The sequence below is a fragment of the Paenibacillus sp. 8b26 genome, assembly GCF_050626875.1.
Lineage (GTDB): Bacteria > Bacillota > Bacilli > Paenibacillales > Paenibacillaceae > Paenibacillus.
In genome coordinates this window covers 2,621,625-2,640,480 of record NZ_CP192445.1, presented here as the reverse complement: position 1 = coordinate 2,640,480, position 18,856 = coordinate 2,621,625, and the positions used below count along the sequence as shown (strand labels likewise).

23 protein-coding genes are annotated in these 18,856 nt (G+C 50.1%); all 23 read left to right on the top strand.

All coding sequences use genetic code 11. The annotated features are described in order from the left end of the window. Positions 1 to 2 precede the first annotated feature (2 nt). The 23 genes from ACQ4MX_RS12040 (at position 3) to ACQ4MX_RS11930 (ending at position 18,787) form a co-directional block, all read left to right on the top strand. Complete coding sequence (locus tag ACQ4MX_RS12040; RefSeq protein WP_431090805.1) at positions 3 to 1,499, top strand: phage portal protein; 1,497 nt, start codon at positions 3 to 5, stop codon at positions 1,497 to 1,499. Further along, on the top strand, positions 1,492 to 2,322 hold the full coding sequence (locus ACQ4MX_RS12035) for a phage minor head protein (protein ID WP_431090804.1): 831 nt from the start codon (positions 1,492 to 1,494) through the stop codon (positions 2,320 to 2,322). The genes ACQ4MX_RS12040 and ACQ4MX_RS12035 overlap by 8 nt, the downstream gene beginning before the upstream one ends. 25 nt (positions 2,323 to 2,347) lie before the next feature. Then, on the top strand, positions 2,348 to 3,586 hold the full coding sequence (locus ACQ4MX_RS12030) for an XkdF-like putative serine protease domain-containing protein (RefSeq protein ID WP_431090803.1): 1,239 nt from the start codon (positions 2,348 to 2,350) through the stop codon (positions 3,584 to 3,586). Between the two features lie 21 nt (positions 3,587 to 3,607). Further along, positions 3,608 to 4,540 (top strand): major capsid protein, encoded by a 933-nt coding sequence (locus ACQ4MX_RS12025; protein WP_431090802.1) that lies wholly within the window; start codon positions 3,608 to 3,610, stop codon positions 4,538 to 4,540. Beyond that, entirely contained in the window at positions 4,540 to 4,902 is a 363-nt protein-coding gene (locus ACQ4MX_RS12020) for a Rho termination factor N-terminal domain-containing protein (protein ID WP_431090801.1), read from the top strand. The genes ACQ4MX_RS12025 and ACQ4MX_RS12020 overlap by 1 nt, the downstream gene beginning before the upstream one ends. Further along, on the top strand, positions 4,871 to 5,257 hold the full coding sequence (locus ACQ4MX_RS12015; RefSeq protein ID WP_431090799.1) for a hypothetical protein: 387 nt from the start codon (positions 4,871 to 4,873) through the stop codon (positions 5,255 to 5,257). Before ACQ4MX_RS12020 ends, ACQ4MX_RS12015 begins: the two co-directional genes overlap by 32 nt. Further along, complete coding sequence (locus ACQ4MX_RS12010) at positions 5,254 to 5,580, top strand: hypothetical protein (RefSeq protein WP_431090797.1); 327 nt, start codon at positions 5,254 to 5,256, stop codon at positions 5,578 to 5,580. The genes ACQ4MX_RS12015 and ACQ4MX_RS12010 overlap by 4 nt, the downstream gene beginning before the upstream one ends. After that, complete coding sequence (locus tag ACQ4MX_RS12005; RefSeq protein WP_431090796.1) at positions 5,567 to 6,061, top strand: HK97 gp10 family phage protein; 495 nt, start codon at positions 5,567 to 5,569, stop codon at positions 6,059 to 6,061. Before ACQ4MX_RS12010 ends, ACQ4MX_RS12005 begins: the two co-directional genes overlap by 14 nt. Then, complete coding sequence (locus ACQ4MX_RS12000; protein WP_431090795.1) at positions 6,061 to 6,555, top strand: hypothetical protein; 495 nt, start codon at positions 6,061 to 6,063, stop codon at positions 6,553 to 6,555. Before ACQ4MX_RS12005 ends, ACQ4MX_RS12000 begins: the two co-directional genes overlap by 1 nt. Continuing rightward, positions 6,552 to 6,800 (top strand): hypothetical protein, encoded by a 249-nt coding sequence (locus ACQ4MX_RS11995; RefSeq protein ID WP_431090794.1) that lies wholly within the window; start codon positions 6,552 to 6,554, stop codon positions 6,798 to 6,800. The genes ACQ4MX_RS12000 and ACQ4MX_RS11995 overlap by 4 nt, the downstream gene beginning before the upstream one ends. Then, positions 6,781 to 8,133 carry a phage tail sheath subtilisin-like domain-containing protein gene (locus ACQ4MX_RS11990; RefSeq protein ID WP_431090792.1) on the top strand — a complete coding sequence of 451 codons (1,353 nt, stop codon included), beginning with the start codon at positions 6,781 to 6,783 and terminating at the stop codon, positions 8,131 to 8,133. The genes ACQ4MX_RS11995 and ACQ4MX_RS11990 overlap by 20 nt, the downstream gene beginning before the upstream one ends. Before the next feature lie 3 nt (positions 8,134 to 8,136). Next, positions 8,137 to 8,583 carry a phage tail tube protein gene (locus tag ACQ4MX_RS11985; protein ID WP_431090791.1) on the top strand — a complete coding sequence of 149 codons (447 nt, stop codon included), beginning with the start codon at positions 8,137 to 8,139 and terminating at the stop codon, positions 8,581 to 8,583. A gap of 66 nt (positions 8,584 to 8,649) precedes the next feature. Beyond that, a complete protein-coding gene (locus tag ACQ4MX_RS11980; protein ID WP_431090790.1) occupies positions 8,650 to 9,069 on the top strand; it encodes a hypothetical protein in 420 nt (139 codons plus the stop codon). An 11-nt stretch (positions 9,070 to 9,080) separates the two neighbouring features. After that, complete coding sequence (locus ACQ4MX_RS11975; protein WP_431090789.1) at positions 9,081 to 9,206, top strand: hypothetical protein; 126 nt, start codon at positions 9,081 to 9,083, stop codon at positions 9,204 to 9,206. A 72-nt stretch (positions 9,207 to 9,278) separates the two neighbouring features. Then, entirely contained in the window at positions 9,279 to 13,481 is a 4,203-nt protein-coding gene (locus ACQ4MX_RS11970; protein ID WP_431091316.1) for a tail tape measure protein, read from the top strand. A 3-nt stretch (positions 13,482 to 13,484) separates the two neighbouring features. Further along, complete coding sequence (locus ACQ4MX_RS11965; protein ID WP_431090788.1) at positions 13,485 to 14,132, top strand: hypothetical protein; 648 nt, start codon at positions 13,485 to 13,487, stop codon at positions 14,130 to 14,132. A gap of 5 nt (positions 14,133 to 14,137) precedes the next feature. Continuing rightward, positions 14,138 to 15,118 carry an XkdQ/YqbQ family protein gene (locus tag ACQ4MX_RS11960; protein ID WP_431090785.1) on the top strand — a complete coding sequence of 327 codons (981 nt, stop codon included), beginning with the start codon at positions 14,138 to 14,140 and terminating at the stop codon, positions 15,116 to 15,118. 1 nt (position 15,119) lies between these two features. Continuing rightward, the gene (locus ACQ4MX_RS11955) at positions 15,120 to 15,545 is read left to right on the top strand and encodes a hypothetical protein (protein ID WP_431090784.1); all 426 of its coding nucleotides are present in this window, start codon (positions 15,120 to 15,122) and stop codon (positions 15,543 to 15,545) included. Beyond that, a complete protein-coding gene (locus ACQ4MX_RS11950) occupies positions 15,538 to 15,981 on the top strand; it encodes a DUF2634 domain-containing protein (protein WP_431090783.1) in 444 nt (147 codons plus the stop codon). The genes ACQ4MX_RS11955 and ACQ4MX_RS11950 overlap by 8 nt, the downstream gene beginning before the upstream one ends. Continuing rightward, positions 15,978 to 16,802 carry a baseplate J/gp47 family protein gene (locus tag ACQ4MX_RS11945; protein ID WP_431090782.1) on the top strand — a complete coding sequence of 275 codons (825 nt, stop codon included), beginning with the start codon at positions 15,978 to 15,980 and terminating at the stop codon, positions 16,800 to 16,802. The genes ACQ4MX_RS11950 and ACQ4MX_RS11945 overlap by 4 nt, the downstream gene beginning before the upstream one ends. After that, positions 16,799 to 17,551 carry a putative phage tail protein gene (locus tag ACQ4MX_RS11940; protein ID WP_431090781.1) on the top strand — a complete coding sequence of 251 codons (753 nt, stop codon included), beginning with the start codon at positions 16,799 to 16,801 and terminating at the stop codon, positions 17,549 to 17,551. The genes ACQ4MX_RS11945 and ACQ4MX_RS11940 overlap by 4 nt, the downstream gene beginning before the upstream one ends. 10 nt (positions 17,552 to 17,561) lie before the next feature. Then, positions 17,562 to 17,951 (top strand): phage tail protein, encoded by a 390-nt coding sequence (locus tag ACQ4MX_RS11935; protein ID WP_431090780.1) that lies wholly within the window; start codon positions 17,562 to 17,564, stop codon positions 17,949 to 17,951. Positions 17,952 to 17,968: 17 nt separating this feature from the next. Beyond that, complete coding sequence (locus ACQ4MX_RS11930; RefSeq protein WP_431090779.1) at positions 17,969 to 18,787, top strand: phage tail protein; 819 nt, start codon at positions 17,969 to 17,971, stop codon at positions 18,785 to 18,787. Positions 18,788 to 18,856: the final 69 nt, after the last annotated feature.

The following is an 18,856-nucleotide window of genomic DNA, read 5'->3' as shown; positions in this document are numbered from 1 at the left end:
CAATGAGTGAAGGAAATGCACAGTGGTTCCAGATCAGCAAAGCGGATGATGAACGACATATACCTTCCAGCGCGCAGCTACCGGACAGCTTTGACGATATGTATGATCTTCATAGTCTGCTACCTTACGCAGTAGGCAATGACCCTGCTTCCTGTCGTTTGCTGGTCAAGAATAGCAATATCATCCCGCAGTGTATCGAGGCGTATAAACGTAACATAGCCGGTTATGGCATTGCATTGGAATATCTGCCGGGTGAGAGCGATGAGACGGCTAAGGAAGAATGGGACAAGGCCGAAAAGTTCCTTGAAACCTGTAATCTGGAAAATACACCGGATGAAATTATTGCTCAATTAATTGAGGACATGGAGAGCACAGGAATGGCGTATGTGGAAGTGGCTTGGCCTGTTGGTTCGGAGTTTCCGACTATTTACCGGATGAATCCCAAGTATGTCCGTTGTGCAAAGGAAAGTACCAAGGCAATTATTAAGCGGAAACGGCGAATTAGCTCCACAAAGCAAGTAGAGGAGTTTTCGCAGGAGCTTTATACCCGGCGATACGCGATGAAGCGTAATACATCTGTCGTGTGGTTCCGGCTATTCGGTACGGAAGCGCAGGCAGCAGATGAGGGGAACCAGATCATCCCTCTGCGTATTGGTCATGACGGCCCGTATGGTGAGCCGCGATGGTTCGGTAATGCGCCGGGTGTGGTTGGCAGCCGTGAGGCCGAAGAACTGAACGTGTCCTACTTTAGCAACGGCCGGATGCTCTCCATGCTGCTGACTGTTACCAACGGTAAGTTGACTCAGCAATCAATGGAGTTGCTTAAAAATGTTAAGGGGTCCCAGTCCCAGGGCGGCATCCTGTATCTGGAGGCCAAAGGGGAAGAAACGGGCGGCCCAATCGATGAAAAGGTTGAAAAGGTGCAGATCAAGCTGGACAAGCTCAATGATTTGCTTCAACAGGATGCCCTTTTTCTGGAGTACGGCAAGGAAAAGAAAGGTGATATGCTGTCTGCTTTCCGATTGCCGCCGATCTTGGTCGGTCAAAGTTCCGATTACAACCGGGCGACGGCAGACGCGGCGTTACGGTTCGCTGAGGAGCAAGTCTTTGAACCGGAGCGCAGGATGTATATGAATGAAATATTTAACAAGCGTCTGTTCCCAGCGATGGACATCTTCCGGGTACGGGCTGTGTTGAGGGGGCCGAAGATCATTGACCCTGCGGATCGCAAGGCTATGCTGGACTTTATCGCTGACCGTGGAATTATGTTGGTGCGGGATCTGATTCCGATTGCTGAGGATGTACTCGGCACAACGATTGATGAGACCAAGTTCAGCGAGGAATATCTGGATACGCCGATTGCGCAGCTTGCAGCTAGTCAGCCCGCATTGCTTGAGCCAGAGCCTGACACGGACACAGACGACATGCAAAATCGTATCGCTACAATTGCCAAACGCTTGTTAAAACAGGCTGACAAGGAGGCCGCATTGCATGTGTGAGTCCTGTTGGGCGCTGATCGCCAAAGCTGACGACGATGAATTTCTGGATAGCCTTGAGCTGAGCTACGTTGAGCGCAAGGTACTTGAAGAATTGTACAAGCAGGGTGAGGATCGTATAACCGAGATCCTTGAGCTACAGGGACAGGCGCTGCATGATGCCATTTCGGAGTTAAGTGAGGATGCCCTGGGCGATATCGGGGAGCTGGGTAAGGTGCTTATTGCCTTGCATACCACGGATGTATTCGCGGAGCTATTCGAGCAGGCTGTTCAGGAAGCATTTGAACCGCTGTTTCATTTGGCCGGAGAAACAGAGCTGTCCGCGTTGGACAAGGAAAAGGTCTGGAGCACCAGTAACAAGGCTGCTGGCCGTTTCACGAAGAAGCTCAAGAAGCTGGTTCCCGACATGAACAAAGCTTCTACGGATGTGTTGCTGCGCAGCTTCGGCAAAGCCATTGAGGAAGGAGCTACACCTTCAGAGCGGGCTTTGCTTGTACAGGAAGTCAGCGCGCAGGCTGCCAGCGGGGAAGATGGCCCATTTAGTATGCAGCGTGCGCAGCGGGTATCACGTACCATGAGCACCGCAGCGGCCAATGGCGGCAAGCTGGAGGGCTGGAAGAAATCCGAAATTGCTAAGGGGAAGAAATGGCGCGCTGCTGGCGGTACACGTACCCGTAAGAGCCATCGCAAGGCCAATGGTCAGGTGGTCTCGCTCGATGAGCCTTTTAAAGTCGGTGATAGCAAACTGATGTATCCCGGTGATCCGTCTGGGGAGGCAAAGGAAATTGTAAATTGCCGCTGTACGATGCAGTTGGTACTGGATTAATTGTGAGGGGAGGTGAAAAGAGAATATGACCTTTAAATTGAAAGATGCAAAGATTACACATATTTCGCTGGTTGATAAAGGAGCCAACGGCGTTCCGTTTGCAATCATCAAAGCTGCCGGGAAAAATGCCATCCAGAAGCAAGTACAGATTGCGAAGGTTGACGATGCCAAGAAGGTTGTAATCGGTGTGGTATATCAGCCGGACGTGGCTGACGCTCATGGGGATCAGATGGATGCGGAAGAAATTGAGAAGGCCGCCCATCTCTTCATGGAAAAACAGCATACCTATAACATCGACAAGCAGCATGACCTGGATACGGACAAGGGTTATGTAGTCGAATCCTATATTGCTCCTTGTGACATGGAGATCGGTGAACAAACTATTGTTAAAGGCTCTTGGGTAGCCGGGGTAAAGGTGACTGATGACGACACTTGGGATGACATTCAGAAAGGCGAAATTACTGGCTTCTCTATGTGGGGTGTCGGTAAGCGGGAAGAGATCGATGAAGATGGGGAGGTATCCAAAGGGCTCTTGGGTAAAATCGTTAAAGCGCTCGGTGCAATAGGATTGATTGAGAAAGGCGCAGTCGCTGACAAATACAATAAGAACCGTAAGAACCGCGAATTTTGGGCTGCACAGGATGCCTTAAACGCGGTTCTTTTTCGTTGGGATAGTTGGGAGAGCGGCATGGAGAGCGACCCTGAATTAATCCGCGAAGCCCTTCAGGACTTTGTGGACATCGCTCAGGAAGTGCTCATTCAAGAGGATATTGTGAAGGCAATCGGTAGCCCACCTGAACAGATTGCCAAGGCAGGGAAAAAGATTTCTGCTGGCAACCTGAAACACATTGATGATGCTATTGCTGCACTGACCGAATTAAAAACAAAAACCGCCCCTGAAAAAGATGAGGGGGCCGAGGGGGAAGACGATTTGAACGCTGAAGATATTGCAAAGGCTGTACAGGCTGCCGTGGCTCCAATCGCCAAGCAGGTAGAAACCCTGTCGACGCAGGTTACTGAATTAAAGAAACAAGAAGGGGCAGAGCCTGAACAGCCAGCGGGAACAGAACCGCCTGCTGAACCGCAAGCAAACGCGCTGACTGACGCGATTACTAAGGCACTAGCGCCGCTGACCGAGCAAGTCCAGGCGCTGGCTACTGACGTACAAGTTGTAAAGAACAGCCGTGGTGGTTCCGCTCAAGGTGGTACTAGAGAAGATGATATTCAGAAGTCAGCGGGCGTAAGCTTCGGCGGCCTGCTGTAATCGAAGGGAGAAATAGCAAATATGAGAACAAACGGACAAATTATTAAGTCTACCATCACGACTACGCTGGACCAAACAGCCCTGAACTATGAGCAGGTGGACAAGTTTACCGAAATGGCTTATGAATCTACGGAGTTTCTAAAGGGGATTCGCACGGTTAACAAGATCAGCTCTAAAGGTACAATTGACAAAATCGGTGTGACTGGCCGTAACCTGCGCAGTAAAGTGGAAAATAAGGAGGCCACCAATACGGCTGCACCTACTTTTCCACAGGTCCCTTATGCTGTGGCTCCAGTAGTTCTTCCTTTTGAAATTACGGAGGAGTTCATCCGTCAGACTGAACGTGTACGCGGTCAGAATGCCGAGGAAATCATTATGGCAGCCATGACCAAAAACTATGGTGACAACATGCAGGATATTGGGTTCAACGGGGATACTGCTACGCAGAATACGGACCCTGATTATGCTTTCCTCAGCATCAATGACGGATGGCTCAAGCTGGCGAAGACCAAGGGCAACTTCATTGACTGGACCACGCTTCCTGATGTGAAGAAAAAAGGCGTCTTCTTCGAGATCGAGCGTGCAATCCCTACTCGCTTGCGTACAGGTGGCGTGTTCAAATATTTCATGCACCCAAACACATTTAGTGAGCGTATTCAGGCACTGGCTGAGAAAGACACCAGCGCATCTATTCAGCTGCAAATTACTGGCGGTGTGAAGAAGATCAATGCTTACGATGTGGTTGAAGTCGCACATATGCCAGAGGGTGCAGTGTTGTTCACTTATCACGATAACTTTGCGTTGGTTAACACCTATGACATGCAGATTCGTAAAACTACCGAGGGTAGAGAGGCCATCTATTCAGACAAGCGTTTCTACGCTATCCATTCGGATTATGACTCTATCTTTGAGGAACCGGGCGCAGTTGCATACGTCGAAGGGGTGGAATTTTAATGGCCTATATCACATATCGGGGAGAAAACACCTCTTTGATGCTTTACGGCATCCGCTTCCCGGCCAAAGTCCCGGTGCTGGTTGATAGTGAATCTGTTATTAAAAATTTTCGAGATCGCTCGGATTTTGATGTTCAGGAGGAGAAAGTTATTCCGCTGGAAGACTTGACCCTCGTTCAGCTTAAAGATAAGGCTAAGGCTGCCGGGATTAAGGGATTTAGCAACATGAATACACAGGATCTGATCACTGCGCTACGCGGTGGGGGTAAGCCTACCGACAATACGCCACCTGCAGGTGATCAACCGAAACCTGAAGGGGCTGACGGTAAAAATGCTGACAGCAGCGGTCCTCCAACAGCGTAGTCGGGTAAGTGCCATACAGGAGGCGACGCCGGAGCAGCTTGACCAGTACATTGATGACGCGCAGGTGCGTATTGAGTTGTACTTGCCCGTTCCCTTTCCCAAGGAACCGGACAAGCAGATTATGCTGGCGTGGGTCAAGCTGGCCGAGGGGCTGGCCCTACAAGACAGCGAGGAATATCTCGCATCCGTAGCGCGTAACTATGCGTCCGAAAGCGATGGGGCTTGGACATACACCCGACAGGCTGTAGAGGGTAAAACAACGGGCAATGCTGATGTGGACGCTATCCTGTTCTTGTGGGTCAAGAAGCAGCAGACGGGGCCGAATGATGGAAACATCACGGCCTATTTGCTATGAACCATCGTTTTCATACGCCGCTGGCCGTGTATCGTGTTGGTCAAAAACGGGATGAGGACGACCTGTTCGACGATCGGAAATCCGGTAAGGCCGCTGATCTAAAATGCTTCGTGGTGAAGACACAGACGGAAGCTAAGGCAGACGCTAAACCGGTCATGTACATTGTCAAAAAGACGATAGGAGTCCCGAAGCAGGCTGACGTTAAGCTCAGCGACGAAGTAGTGTTATTCGGACGTAGGTATCTGGTAGTTGATGCGAACCCACACCGCTACTGGAAGGAGCTGCTTGTAACATGTGAGGTGAAGGGAAATGACCGTGCATGATTTTGATGGTTTGGCCCGGCGTTTCAGGCGTATTGCCGATGAAGGGATGGAGCGCATTTTGCGAAACATTTCGGAGGCAGCCGGGGAAACGTTACTCAATCTAATCATTGATGAAATCGACCGGCAGGATCTGATCGACACCGGGGCCATGTGGCAGTCCTTTTCCCGTGGCGACGATAACAACGTGTGGGAATGGGATGTAGACCGCAACGCGATCACGCTGGAGCTTGGTTCCAATCTTCCCTATGCCCAACTTGTGAATGACGGTTATACCGTCGAAAAGAAACATTTTGTGCCGGGATACTGGAATGGTGGCGGCTCATTTGTCTACGATCCGGGAGCCAAAACCGGATTCATGGCAAAGCCGCGCAGCTTCATCGGTCGCCATTACTTTGACATTGCTGTCGAGCACCTGGAAGGCGGCATGAATCACCTCATCATGCATCGACTGGAAGTTGAACTGGAAAGGATGTTGCGCTGATGATGCATGTGGGAGTAAAAGCCTGGGCTGAGATCGTACGGCGGGTGTATCCTGATCTGTCTATCCTGCGAGATCGGTCTAAATGGCTGGCTGGTGATTTCAAGCTGCCTGCTGTGTTCATCGAGACGGACATTGTTTCAGATAAGGTGCATACGCCGCGATCTGACCGGATCATTGAGGATGTGGGCCTAGTCTTTCATTACGATAAGGAGCGAGTAACCGAAGAGGACGAAGGGGAGCCAGTTCCGTTGGACTTGAATCCGTTCTTTATGTACCTTCGGCAGCAGCGGTTTAATGTTGCGTCCAAGCGTTTTGGGGTTTTGCTGGTTATCGAGCCGCCACGAACTAGGAAAAAGGCCGATCAAGTAGAGGTCACCTTTAGGTACTCGTATTTGCTTAGTGTACCTAAGCCACTGGTTAAAGACGATGGCAACCCGATTCAGAAAATTGACAATTTTTATATCGAGCATGAGGGAAAGGAGCTTGATGCATGACTGATTTAAATAAACGAAATAAGCAGGAATGGATAGAGAGCGCGACGATTCTTAGGGCTGAACCCTTTGAGATCGCAGGCGCTCTTTTTGATTGCAAAGCAGATGACTTGCTTTCGCGGGCCGAAGTAGCGCAGAGACTAGATGCGTATTTGCGTCCAACCAAGGAAGCTCCCGCTGCTGTGCCTGTTAAGCCACAAGTAAAAAAAGTGAAGGAGGATGCGCAAAATGACAATTCAGCGGGCTAGACCGTCAGCTTATATTCAATTGCTTGTCAAGGCACGGGCGCGTGTTATGCCTACTACGGGCCGCGTTCTGATTCCGTACCAAGCGGAGTGGGGAGCACCTAACCAAGCAGTGGATATGGCCGATACATCGTATCGGCTTCAGGAGTCCGGTTTGCTGGTGGATGTACTGGAGCTGGCCGCCGAAATCGGGGCAACTGTTATCGGCTACCGGGTTACAAACGGGGAGGAAAAGGCCGCATTGGTAGCTGTAGCTGACAGCTACACCATCGAGGCACGATATCCGGGTTTGCGGGGCAACGACTTAGAATATATGGTGCGTCCGGCACTGATCGATGAAACCAAGAAGGAAATTGTTATACGCGATACCAAGGGTGTATATGACACGGAAACATACTTAGTTGCTGACAAGGCTGCTGCGGTGGAAGCTCTTAAAAAGTCTGTCATGGTTCGTTTTAAAGACACTGGTGCGACTGCGCTGGCCGATACGGACTATACCAAGCTGGCTGGCGGTACTACTGGAACAGCTACGCTTGCGGCTTCCGATTGGAATCGTATCTTCAACCGGGTGTACGGCCTGACGTTTGATACTATTTACCTTTCCGCTACTGATCCGGCTGTACAAGCTGCAGCCAAACAATGGCTGTTGGATCGCCGTGATAAGGGCCATAAGTTGGCGACGTTGGTTATCGCTGGACCTGCTTCTACGGACGGCGATATCGAGGCACATAACGCGCGTAGCCGTGCGATGAATGCCCGTTATGTCATTAACTGTTCTCTTGCTGGTGAACATACCAACGGCAAGACGTACAGTTTTGTGGAATGGGCAGCTTGGGTGGCCGGACTGGTGGCGGGTACGCCTGCCAATAAGTCATTTACAGGTGTCAAAGTTCCGATGACGCAAGCAAAAGTGGACTGGAGCCACAGCGAAGTCTTGAAGGGACTTGCCGAGGGAACATTAATGGCTACCAGAGACGGGTACGACTACGTTATCGAATCGGCTATTAATACGCTGACTTCTCTTGGAGCCAATGAACGTGAGGACTTTGGGAAAATTCGAGTTTCCGCTACGATTGACCAAGTGATGAACGATATCTACGAAGCGGGGAAGAAGTGGAAAGCCAAGCTGGATAACGATAAAGAAGGCCGCGGCATGTTTATTGCTGCTGTCATTGAATATCTTAAAATCCGCGCTCAGCAGAAGGCCATTGTAGACAAATTCAGTTTTACAGAAAACCCCGATAAGACTAGCGAAAATGATTATGCATTTTTCAAACTCGGTGCAAAACCGCTGGATGCTATCGAAATTTTCTACACAGATTGGGAGGTGGAATAATAGATGGAACGCGAACTTATTGGGCGAAATCTCTCGCTCCAAGATGACAACGGCGAGGACATTCATACTGTCAAAGAGGTTGAGGTCAAGCTCACCACGGAAACGCTGGATATTGTCAGAGCACGCCGTATGACGAAAACAAAGCAACTGACGGGTTATGAAATCCCGGTCAAAATCGTCATGTCCAAACTGGAATCCCGGCTGCGCTACCGTTTGCTGGAGGATTTTAAAGCGGGTAAGACTATGTTTTTGGCACGCATTACGGGCGGGTTGGAAGATCGTATTACAGGCAATACGGAGAAAGTATTGATTACTGGTGTTCACATCCACGGTGAAATGGATATTTTGATCGCCAAAATCGACGATAACAATGGTATCAACATCACGCTTGAAGGTACAGCGACGGATTTTGATTTTGTCGAAAAGTTCCCAGATTATATGTGGGAGTAAGAGGGCGATTAGTCGCTCTCTTTTTTATTTCTTATTAAAAAACATAACCAATTGGAGGAATTATACATGAGTAATCAAGATAAATTGCAGAAGTATTTGGCCAAAGCCAAGGAAGTCCGGAAAGACGACATTATTACGGTGCAAGCCGAAGGCGAGGACTGGTCTGTAAAACGCCTGACCACACTAGACGTACGCCGGGCGTATGAGCTTGCTTTTGATGATGAGGGTAAGCCTAAATCACCATATTTTAACGAGATTGACGTTATGGTCGTCAAGGCTACAGAGCATGAGTTTGATTGGAACAACAAGGACTTGCTGAAAGCGTACGGTGCGACAAGTAAATTTGAATTGGCGCCGCGTATCTTGGATAACGTCGACGATTACGCTGTACTCAGCAAGGCCGTTCGCAACTTTAAAGAGACTCAGGATTCGCTTTTGTCTGACGCAAAAAACTCATCCGGCGAGACGAAGAAGCGAGCTGGATAGCCCATTTTTGGGTGAATCAGCGGAAGCTTCCTGCCGAAGTCTTGCCGTTTGAGGTAGATGAACAGCGCCAGTATTATTTTTGCCTCGCGGCCAGCATGATCGCAGAGGAAGAACTGGTGCGTCTGAATAGGAAATAACCATGTCGGAACAGGAAGGGGGTGGGAATTATAGCAACTACATCAGTTACGGTACCATTCGAGGCACGTGATATGATCACCGGGGCTGTCCGAAATATGCGGCGTATGCTTCAGGGGGCGCATTCCGACCTGATTAATTTTCGGCGTGCGTCTGGAGATATGTTCGATGATTTTGTTTCTGGCAGTCGCAGGGCGAGGGAGTCCGCCGACGATTTGGGCCGGAGAATAGGCGATACCTCGGATGAGGTTCGCCGTATGAATCAGATCCAGCTTGACGATATTTTCCGTCGTGCGCGTGCTGGAGCCGATGATCTTCGACGTTCAGCAGATCGGGCAGACGCAGACATCCGTGGCATTCGTGATGCTCATGTTAAATTGCGTGCCTCAGATGCCATAAGTCCGGTTGTGGACAATATCTCCAGCAAGGTTTCTGCTTTGGCAGCACTGGCGGGAGGGATTGTACTTGGTGGCGGTTTGAGTGACTCCATGTTTGGCGGTGTGCAGGATTATAGCCGTGAGGCGGCACGAAGTGCGGCGTTCATGCCGGAGAACATTCGTCAACAGAGCTTAAGTACAGTAGACAATCTGTACAAGCAAGGTATTATCCCAGACCGTGTAGAAGGCACCCGACAACTGGCAGATGGAGCTCCTTTAGTTCAGAACAAGTCTCGAATGATGGATTTCGCCAGTGCTTCTAATAAAATTCAATTCATCCGTCCGGACGCTGGAGCTGAGGAAGTTCAGCGGGCGCTTTCCCAAGCGTCTAACAGTTTTAAAGAAACGTATAGCCAAGTGTCTGACAGCATGATGTATGCCTATAAGGAGGTAGGTGACAAGCAGCAGGATCTATTCGATACGTTTTGGGAATACAGTCCTTACTTCTCTAGCAGCGGCACGGACTCAGAGCAAATGGCGAATTTTTTAACGGAAACTGTCCAGAATGGCGCTTTCAATTTCGACAAGCCTGCTGATTTTTTTAAGGAAACCTTTGGAGTCAAAGCATTAAACACTGGTGACATGGCAAAGTATTTTGAGCACCGAGGAACTGGTAAAGACGAAGCGCAACGTCAGGCAACAGTATTTACCAGTGATATCAATTCAGGAGATAAGCAACGAGCCCAGGGAGCTATCACAGCCTTGGTTGCCGATCTTGCCAGTCAAACGAGGAGTCAGTTAAAAGAATCCCTTGTCACTTTGGGTTCTGGCGCAGGTGAGGACAACGCTGATTCTATCCTGCAGACGTTTGGTACGGCTTTTGAAGAAGCTCCAGATATGAAAGGCACAACTGATAATTTGGTTCGTAAGCAGCAAGCCGCTAATCCGATGACGGAACTGATCCAAACACGCGCCGAAATGAGTCTGCAAATGCAGGAGATCGGCGCGAACATTACAACGGCTGCCCTTCCTGCATTAAAAGAATTTAATGCTTTGCTTGTGGAGAACAAAGACAACATTCAGGCCCTTGGCGTAGGTGTTTCCAATGCAATTACAGGAGCTATCGGGATATACAAAGATAATTTTAGGGCTATAAATACCGCCCTGATCGGGCTTGCAGCCGTACTGGTTTTAAAAGGGGTTGCATCCTTTGCTAAGGGAGTTAAGCAACTTAACGATGATCTTTCTACTGCTGCCAAATGGGTAGGAGAGAAGGGAAAAGCAGGGGCAAATGTGACAGGCAGAGGAGTCAAAGCCGGTTGGAATTGGATTCGACGGAAACCTCCTGAACCTCCAGCTCCACCACCCGAGGAAACGCCAGCCCAGCGTGCCGCCCGTATTCGAGAACGAATGGGCGGTCGCGGTGTCAGAAGACAATTGGCTGGGAACCGTAACCCTACCGATGATCGCCTTGGCGGTTTGCGCTCTGTTGCATCCATGACGGTTAACGCCACTAAAGTTTATATTAATGGCTCTGTATCCGGTGGAGGAGACGGTGGGGCAGGTGACGGAGGCGACCGTGACAGAGATCGCAACTGCAGACGTAACCGGGGCGGTGGGCGCAGAGGAGCTGGCGGAGGTGGTGGGAGACGCCGCATCCGAATAAATGGCCCTCGTCCAACGCCACCTTCACCCAATCCACCAAGTCCGAATCCAAGCCCTCGCGGATCGCGTGACAATCCATATCGTGTCCGTCGTCCTGTTCCTCCAAATCCACCGCCACCACCGAGTCCGCCTTCTGGCGGTGGCCGTCTGAGAGGTTTCCTGAAAGGAGCCAGCAAAGCAGCAAAAGTTGGGGGCATTGTTGGTACGGCTGCAAGTGTGGCAGCGGGGGCTTACGATCTATACCAGGCATCTAAGAAAAAGGGTGTGCGTGAGGCTGTATCTACTCAAGGTGGGGCTATGGTTGGCGGTGTAGCTGGCGGTGCTATTGGCGGGGCTTTTGGGTCTGTTCTTGGGCCGCTCGGTACGATGGCAGGTGCATACATCGGGAATATCGTGGGGGAGAAGATTGGTAAATTTGCTGACGAAAGCGGACTGACTCGTAAAGTGGTGGATGGTGCAGTGGGCATTTTTAATTCGGCAAAGGATACCTGGAGCGGTGTTAAAGGCTGGTTCACGGGAGACAAGAAGGAAGAAAAACCTGGACCGCCGCCTGAGGCCAAAATTACCATTAATGGCCTGACTGAGCAAAAGCAGAAACGCCTTCAACAGATCGGGGATGATGTGCGCAAAAGTATAGTCGATAAAGGTCTTAAAGAAGGACTGAAAACTGTTGCTGAACAGCCAGAAGTCAAGCAACGTCTTAATGCGCTGAAAAGTGCGTGGGGGGTTGTCTGGAAGATGGGCGACAGTACCAAGGCTCAGAAGGATGTCAAGGCTGTGGGAACTGCCACAAAGAGTTCCGCTGACGAGGTAGCCAAAGGTGCGGCTAAAAACAAACAGAGCTTTGATAGTGTGAGCACTGCTGCTAAAGCGGCCGTGGACAAGACTAAGCAGTATCTGCTATCTCTCAAAAATGTTTCGTCCCAAGGTAATAGTTGGGGAAGCGATCTTATGTCCCGGTTTATTGCCGGGATGCGCAGCCAGTTCCCGACACTTTCCTCTGTAATCAGTAGCGTTGCCGTAGTCTTACAGAAAATGAAGGATGCAAAAGACGCTAATTCTGGCGGTGGTGGAGGCGGAGGAACTACGCCTAAATCCAAACCGATAGCCTATGCTCAAGGTGGCTATATCAACCGTCCACATTTGGGACTGGTGGGTGAAGCAGGCCCGGAAGTCATTATTCCGTTATCGGGTAATCGTCGGAATCGGGGTATGGCTTTGTGGGAACAAGCTGGGAAGATGCTAGGCGTTCGTCCTTATGCAGAAGGTGGGATGGTAGGTGCATGGCGCAGCACTCGCCCTTATGTGAGCAAGGCAAAATCGTTTGTTGACGATAATAACGACAGTATAGGTTATGGGGCCGGATATGCAGAGGGGATTCACAGCTCACTGGAACAAACGAAGCGCCAACGATATCGGAGATATCAACGATCTATGAGCCAGGCTACCAATTTTCATGATGCTTATCGCAGAAGGGCAGAGGGGCATAAATTACGTCGTCAAAACATCAAAATAAGGGGCCTCTCTAAATTTACAAAGGTGCTTGGTAAAGTCGCTAGGCCTATCGGTTATGCAATGGATCTTTGGGATATTGTGAATGCCAAAAAGGGTACTCGTGGGCGGCAAGTGGCGAAGGTAGCTGGCGGGATTCTTGGTGGTATGGCAGGCGGAGCAGCCGCAGGCGCCTTACTGGGTACGTTCCTGTTGCCGGGCATCGGAACAGCCGTTGGCGGTGCGATCGGGGGACTGTTGGGAGCCATTGGCGGTGAAAAGATAGGAACGGGTCTTTTTGATTTTTTCAGCCGCAAACGGACAACAAAGAAATATGCATCTGGAGGTTTAATTAGTCGGCCGCACATGGGACTGGTAGGTGAGGCGGGTCCGGAAATGATAATTCCATTGTCTGCCAGCCGCCGCAGCCGTGGCCGGGAGTTATGGGAGCGCGCTGGGATTATTATGGGCGTCCGTCCATATGCAAATGGTGGGCAGGTTGGCCGACCAAGCTTGATCGGTACGGCCAGTATGATGCCAATGGCACAGATGTTTGGTCCATCCGTTTCGGCTGCCCCGAAGTCAGTGAGCATTGAAAATATCAACATTGACTTTGGTGAACTCGCGAAGGGAATAACCGACTTTGTAGAATTTGCGAAAATGTTCAGTAGTCCGCAAGGTCGAGCTTTGATCCGCAAGGTGGTCGGTGAGGAAATGCTTAAAGTATTGGAGAATGGAGGATAAACGATGCTGGCATTATCGCAAGGTAAGATCCGTCTCACCTTCCCGATCACCCCGGCAGAAATTCAAATAACCGGAGGCAATGAAGTTGAAACCTTTACTGTTATTACCGGACAGGAGCGCACAGGGAAACCCGTCTCGAAAGTAAAACGGGTTTCTTTTTCTGCCATTCTGCCGCGTTATTGGGAGGATATCTGGGAGACGGATAGCAAGCAGACGGTCACGTATAAAACGCCAGAAATCACGTGGAAGCTGTTGGAACAATGGAAGGGTAAACCCGTTGTGCTCAATTTTGAGAACCTCTTTAGCCAAACCATGTTATTCGAAGGCATGGATCAGACTTATAAGGACGGCCAGGCCAATCTACATGTAACGTACTCTTTTGTAGAGTACAAGCCCGTTAAAATCGTATCTTACTCCAATTCTAAGCAAGTGCTTAAGCCTGGGACGGTTATTACCAAATCTTCCAAGAGCCGCCCGAACACAACGGGCAAAAAGGACAAAAAGAACGATAAGAAAAAAGATGATAAAAAAAAGAAGGCTGAGGACAAGAGTAAAAAGGCCAAAGATGACTCGAATGCTAAAGGGTCGTTTGATTATACGGGTTCCAAAAAGCGAATATCAGACAAGGTATCCAAGGCAAAAGGGAAGTGATGCAGGTGAGTGCGAATTTTGGAGTCGTATATGGCAAGGAAAATGCTCGGCAGACACTGACAGATGCAATTGAGGAAGTGTCCTGGTCTTCTGGTCGTGATGAGATCGCCCGCAGTGCTACGGTGCGGCTTCGTAATGCAACCAACATTAAGGTAGCCGGTATGCTGATGTGCTTTTCGTTCAAGGTCGGCAAGTCTCTGTTTCACCACAAAAACCAATTTTTTCATGGTCCAATTATCAAGTACGAGCAGGACGAATTTACAAACGCTTGGGAAATTGAGGCGCGGGAAATCGGCTGGTATTTGAGCAAGAACAAGGGTACGAGGCCATATCTTAAAGGCGAAGCCGGAGCGGAGCTGCAACGATACATCAAGAGCACGGGCATTGACTTCCGCTGTCCTGCTCTTGGCTTTAATCTGGACGAGCGTTATGGGACGATGGCACATTCAGAGATTGTTCTGGACGTATTGCAAAAGGCGTATGAGCGTAGCGGCTACAGATATTATGTAGACCTTGTAAGGACAGAAAAGAGCTTTTATCTACGAGTGATGCGAGAAGGGACTAATACCAAGGTCCCTATTTTTGTGCCCGAACAGATGACCTCCAGCACCGCTGGATACAGTATTGAAGATACGTACACGGTTGTTACCGCGCAGAAATGGAAAGATGACAAGATTGCTTCAGCCGTTACGAAGACGGCAGCGGGTGCGGTGAAGGCGATGGGCCGAATGGAAGAGATCATCGAGGTTGGTGAGGATGAAAAGCCAGAGACGATTGCTACACAGCGGCTCAAAGTTTTGTCCGTTGCCAAACAGATCAAGAAAATCACGGTTCGGCACACGGACCATACGTTATCCGGCTTGCGCTCTGGATGGCTGGTTCTCACTAAGACGGATCATACCTCTAAATGGGTTGTCGTCACTGCGGATAGCAGCTACAAAAACGGTACTTACACCGTCAATTTAGAACTGGAAAGGAGGGAGTAACATGCTGCAAGATGCACTGAAGCTGTTGCATGAAAAGACCAAGGGCAAGATCGACGCAAGAGACACGGAACGGGCTACGTTGCTGAGTTGGCCGAGCAGCCCATCAATACAGGTCGATGGTGACCCTGAGCCGTACCCATCCGAAAAGCTGGCGTTTGCTGAGTATCTTCTGGATCGGGAGATCAAAGCCGACTTTGTGGTGGCTGAGTACCTGGAGGGCGATGAAGCCAAAGGTAGTGTGACGGGCGTATTGGCTAACGGTACGGTCTACGAAACAGGTGAGCCTTACAAGCAGATCCCACGTACATCGTTACGAGGAAAGTTGCTTATTCCGAGCCCTTTGCAGGTCGGTGATCGCTTAATCGTCTCCCGCCTAAGTGGTCAGCGTTACTACGTCCATGGAAAGGATGTGGACGCTGGTGGATGACGATGAAACGTTATTCCCCGATCTTGATCTTTCCGTATTAGACGAGGTGGAACTGACCGAGACGGTTGCGTCCGAAACCAAGTGGACGTATGTGATCGACTATCGCACACGGCAGATGGCCACCACAGATGATGGCCGTCCCAAGAAGACAGCCACGTATGCCGAATATTTAGTGCAGACTGCGCTCAAAATCTTGAATACGGAACGATTCCAGTACGTGGTGTACGACGCTGATATTGGTGTAGAACGGTCTGAGTGGTCCAACTGGGAGGATGTCGAGATCAAACGAGACGTCGAGGAAGCATTGACCGCGCATGCTGAAATTTCACAAGCTGAGGTGTTGTCTATGGATCGAGACGGCCAGAACATGTATTTGCGAATCAAATTAACAGGCTTGGCCGGAGAAACGGAGCTGGAGGAGGCGATTGAACTGTGAGTGTTAAGTTAACGGATCTGCCGGCGCTTCCTCCAATGGCAATTTTGGAGGAAACTCCCGAGGAAATTTATCGTCGCTGGGTCAACCGGGCGATTACATTGGCACAAGAACGCGGTCTGCTCCCGCCCCCGACGGACCCAGGAGAGTATTTTTATGATCTGTGGTATCCAATTGCTATGGAAGTGTCAGAACAACAGGAGCTGCTAACGTACGCCTTCCTTCAGGCGTTTCCGGTCTGGGCGGATAGTGAGTTTCTGAACGGTCACGGATGGTCGGATGGTATGCCTCGGAAGGTGGGGGAGGACGACGACACGTACCGATTGCGAATGCTTGAGCGTGCGTTTACTGAGGAAGGCAGCGGGCGTCGAAAGGACTATGAGACATGGGCGAAGGAGCTGGAGGGCGTTGGCGGTGCTGTTGCCATAGAAAAGGAGCGGCACGATAACAGCATCGGTCTGTATCTCACCGACCTTCAAGGACAACCGATCACGGAAGAGTTCGCCGCTAAAGTTAAGGCAGATATGTGGGAAAGCAAGCGGATTGCCGGTCATGATCTGGCCGTGCATCCTGCCCCAGTGTTCACTTTGAAAGTAGAGGCGAAGCTAAACACAGCCCTTTCGCTTCCTGAATTGGTTGAACCTATCAGGCACCGAATTGCTGAGTATGCTCTTGGCCGTACAAAGCTTGTTTATAATTACGTTGGTGCTGCTTTGCTGGTCAAGGGCGTGGAGGATTACGAAAGCCTCATTCTTAATGGAACAACTGAGGATATTGAGATTCCGGTAACGTCTGTCCTACGAATTGAGGTGATCCTGGCATGATACCTCTGCGGTACCGGGAAATGCTGCCGCCGCACATGTACGAAATCGACATGGCAGAGCGGCATTTTGGTGTTATGGAGCTGGTGGTGGATGATCGGGAAAAGTCCATTGACGATCTTGGGAATCAGTTCGTTTTAAAGACCGCTACCTGGGCATTGCCCATTTGGGAGTGGATATACTTCCACCAAGTGCAGACTGGGACGTTTGAGCAGCGCCGTGACGCGATACGTCGTAAGCGTTGGGCCAAGCGTCCGTTTACGCTGCCCACGCTGCGGCTAATCGGCGGGAAGTACGGTAATCTGTTGGGTGTACAGGAGGACTTTCTCGCTAAGCAAATTCGTTTTGTTTACTCAGTCGATTCGGCTTTAGATGTTAAAGCCCTAATGGCAGACTTTGAATATATTCGTCCGGTTCATATCAACAAAGCTTTGCCTTCAATTTATATTGACTTTCATCATACATTCCAGATTCAATCCCGCATCCATTTCCGTTCCCGTGTTCAATTTTTCGGTGGTCGTCCTTGGTATCTGGACGGAGTGGAGCTGCTGAATGGTGCTCCTTCGTTGTCTGGCTGGACTGGCGAGCGCCAACGATATCGGAACCAGTTGGAACTGAAGGTACGGCATCCGGTAGATAATCGACAGGAAGGCATTGTAAGGGTCAGGCAGAACTATTGGCTGTTGAACGGCAGCGTTCCACTGGGTGGAAGCCGATTACTAAGTTCTACTGAAAGAATTTCTTCTATATAAGGAGGGTATTATGGCAGATCAGATTTTAACCATCACAACAGCATACGCCAGGGAACAGATGGCCCGCGCACGTGCAGAAGGTGGCGCGTTGACGAAGGTGGTCAAGATGACATTCGGCAGCGGCGGCGTAGACGCAGAGGGCAAGCCGCTGCCATTGGATGGTACTGAGCAGGCTCTAAAAGCGGAACTGTTGCAAAAGGACATTACCAGTTTTGAGTTTATTGCCCCGGCAACGATCCGTTATATTTGCTCACTGGCGGAAACGGAGCTGGCCGGGAAAACGATCAATGAGCTGGCCTTGGTTGATTCAGCGGGTAAGCTGACGGCCATACGTACCATGACCAATAAGATCAAGGACGTGGACATGGAATTTATCTTTGAAATTGATGATATTTACTGATAAGGGGGAAACGGACGATGGCAATTAAAGAGCCGAGAAAGTTTGTCACTACGGACCAGGGGCATGCAGATGTGCTCAACATCCCGATCACCACGCTTTACGAGAATGACCAGGCATTGGCAGCGCAAGTTGAAAGCATAAAGACTGATCCGGCCGGGAACGACATCGCATCCAAGGCAGCACTGGACAATCACATTGCTGATGCCAACTTGCATGTAACTGCTGCCAAGCAAGCGGCATGGAACGCATCGGAGATCAACGCCAAACAGTATACGCGGGATTACGCGGCTCCCAAGGTCCATTCGCACTCAGCGTCCGAATTGCCGTCTGCTTCTACGCAGGCGAGGGGGATTGTGCAGCTCAACACCTCTACCGGGAGTGCAGCCACCGATCAGGCAGCAACACCAAGCGCTGTAAAGGCAGTTAATGATCGAGCAAATGAGGCATACAATTTGGCTCAACAGTCTTTAACGCAAGCCGTTGATCTTAAAAATAAAATCGTGGGCGCGATCAACGGCAAATTTGGAGGCGCCAATAATGACATGAGCAGCGATCAGATAGCAGCAGTAATCACAAATGCACCAGTTAAACGCTTTGCGTCTGGTACGTTCAACGGTCAAAATGCTCAGGCCAGTAGTTGGGGAATGTCCATATCCATGCCTGTTTCTGTTGGGGGTCTTTCTTTCACTCCTTCGAGTGTATTTATAAGGGTTAAGTTGACTGAATCGGACGGCTTTCGACAAGTCGAAGGTTTCGCGCGTACCAGCACATCCGGTGATGACACTATTTACGGATGGAGAGGGAATAATGTATGGGTTTCTATTTTGCGTCAATAAGCCGGAGGATTTAACGCGACCGTCACGGGTAGCAAAATAGATGCATACGCCGGAGGATCACCTGTATCT

Bases quoted from the DNA above. Each gene is read 5' to 3' on its own strand.
- ACQ4MX_RS12040 (WP_431090805.1), top strand. From the start codon at position 3: ATGAGTGAAGGAAATGCACAGTGGTTCCAGATCAGCAAAGCGGATGAT.
- ACQ4MX_RS12035 (WP_431090804.1), top strand. From the start codon at position 1,492: ATGTGTGAGTCCTGTTGGGCGCTGATCGCCAAAGCTGACGACGATGAA.
- ACQ4MX_RS12030 (WP_431090803.1), top strand. From the start codon at position 2,348: ATGACCTTTAAATTGAAAGATGCAAAGATTACACATATTTCGCTGGTT.
- ACQ4MX_RS12025 (WP_431090802.1), top strand. From the start codon at position 3,608: ATGAGAACAAACGGACAAATTATTAAGTCTACCATCACGACTACGCTG.
- ACQ4MX_RS12020 (WP_431090801.1), top strand. From the start codon at position 4,540: ATGGCCTATATCACATATCGGGGAGAAAACACCTCTTTGATGCTTTAC.
- ACQ4MX_RS12015 (WP_431090799.1), top strand. From the start codon at position 4,871: ATGCTGACAGCAGCGGTCCTCCAACAGCGTAGTCGGGTAAGTGCCATA.
- ACQ4MX_RS12010 (WP_431090797.1), top strand. From the start codon at position 5,254: ATGAACCATCGTTTTCATACGCCGCTGGCCGTGTATCGTGTTGGTCAA.
- ACQ4MX_RS12005 (WP_431090796.1), top strand. From the start codon at position 5,567: ATGACCGTGCATGATTTTGATGGTTTGGCCCGGCGTTTCAGGCGTATT.
- ACQ4MX_RS12000 (WP_431090795.1), top strand. From the start codon at position 6,061: ATGATGCATGTGGGAGTAAAAGCCTGGGCTGAGATCGTACGGCGGGTG.
- ACQ4MX_RS11995 (WP_431090794.1), top strand. From the start codon at position 6,552: ATGACTGATTTAAATAAACGAAATAAGCAGGAATGGATAGAGAGCGCG.
- ACQ4MX_RS11990 (WP_431090792.1), top strand. From the start codon at position 6,781: ATGACAATTCAGCGGGCTAGACCGTCAGCTTATATTCAATTGCTTGTC.
- ACQ4MX_RS11985 (WP_431090791.1), top strand. From the start codon at position 8,137: ATGGAACGCGAACTTATTGGGCGAAATCTCTCGCTCCAAGATGACAAC.
- ACQ4MX_RS11980 (WP_431090790.1), top strand. From the start codon at position 8,650: ATGAGTAATCAAGATAAATTGCAGAAGTATTTGGCCAAAGCCAAGGAA.
- ACQ4MX_RS11970 (WP_431091316.1), top strand. From the start codon at position 9,279: ATGATCACCGGGGCTGTCCGAAATATGCGGCGTATGCTTCAGGGGGCG.
- ACQ4MX_RS11965 (WP_431090788.1), top strand. From the start codon at position 13,485: ATGCTGGCATTATCGCAAGGTAAGATCCGTCTCACCTTCCCGATCACC.
- ACQ4MX_RS11955 (WP_431090784.1), top strand. From the start codon at position 15,120: ATGCTGCAAGATGCACTGAAGCTGTTGCATGAAAAGACCAAGGGCAAG.
- ACQ4MX_RS11940 (WP_431090781.1), top strand. From the start codon at position 16,799: ATGATACCTCTGCGGTACCGGGAAATGCTGCCGCCGCACATGTACGAA.
- ACQ4MX_RS11935 (WP_431090780.1), top strand. From the start codon at position 17,562: ATGGCAGATCAGATTTTAACCATCACAACAGCATACGCCAGGGAACAG.
- ACQ4MX_RS11930 (WP_431090779.1), top strand. From the start codon at position 17,969: ATGGCAATTAAAGAGCCGAGAAAGTTTGTCACTACGGACCAGGGGCAT.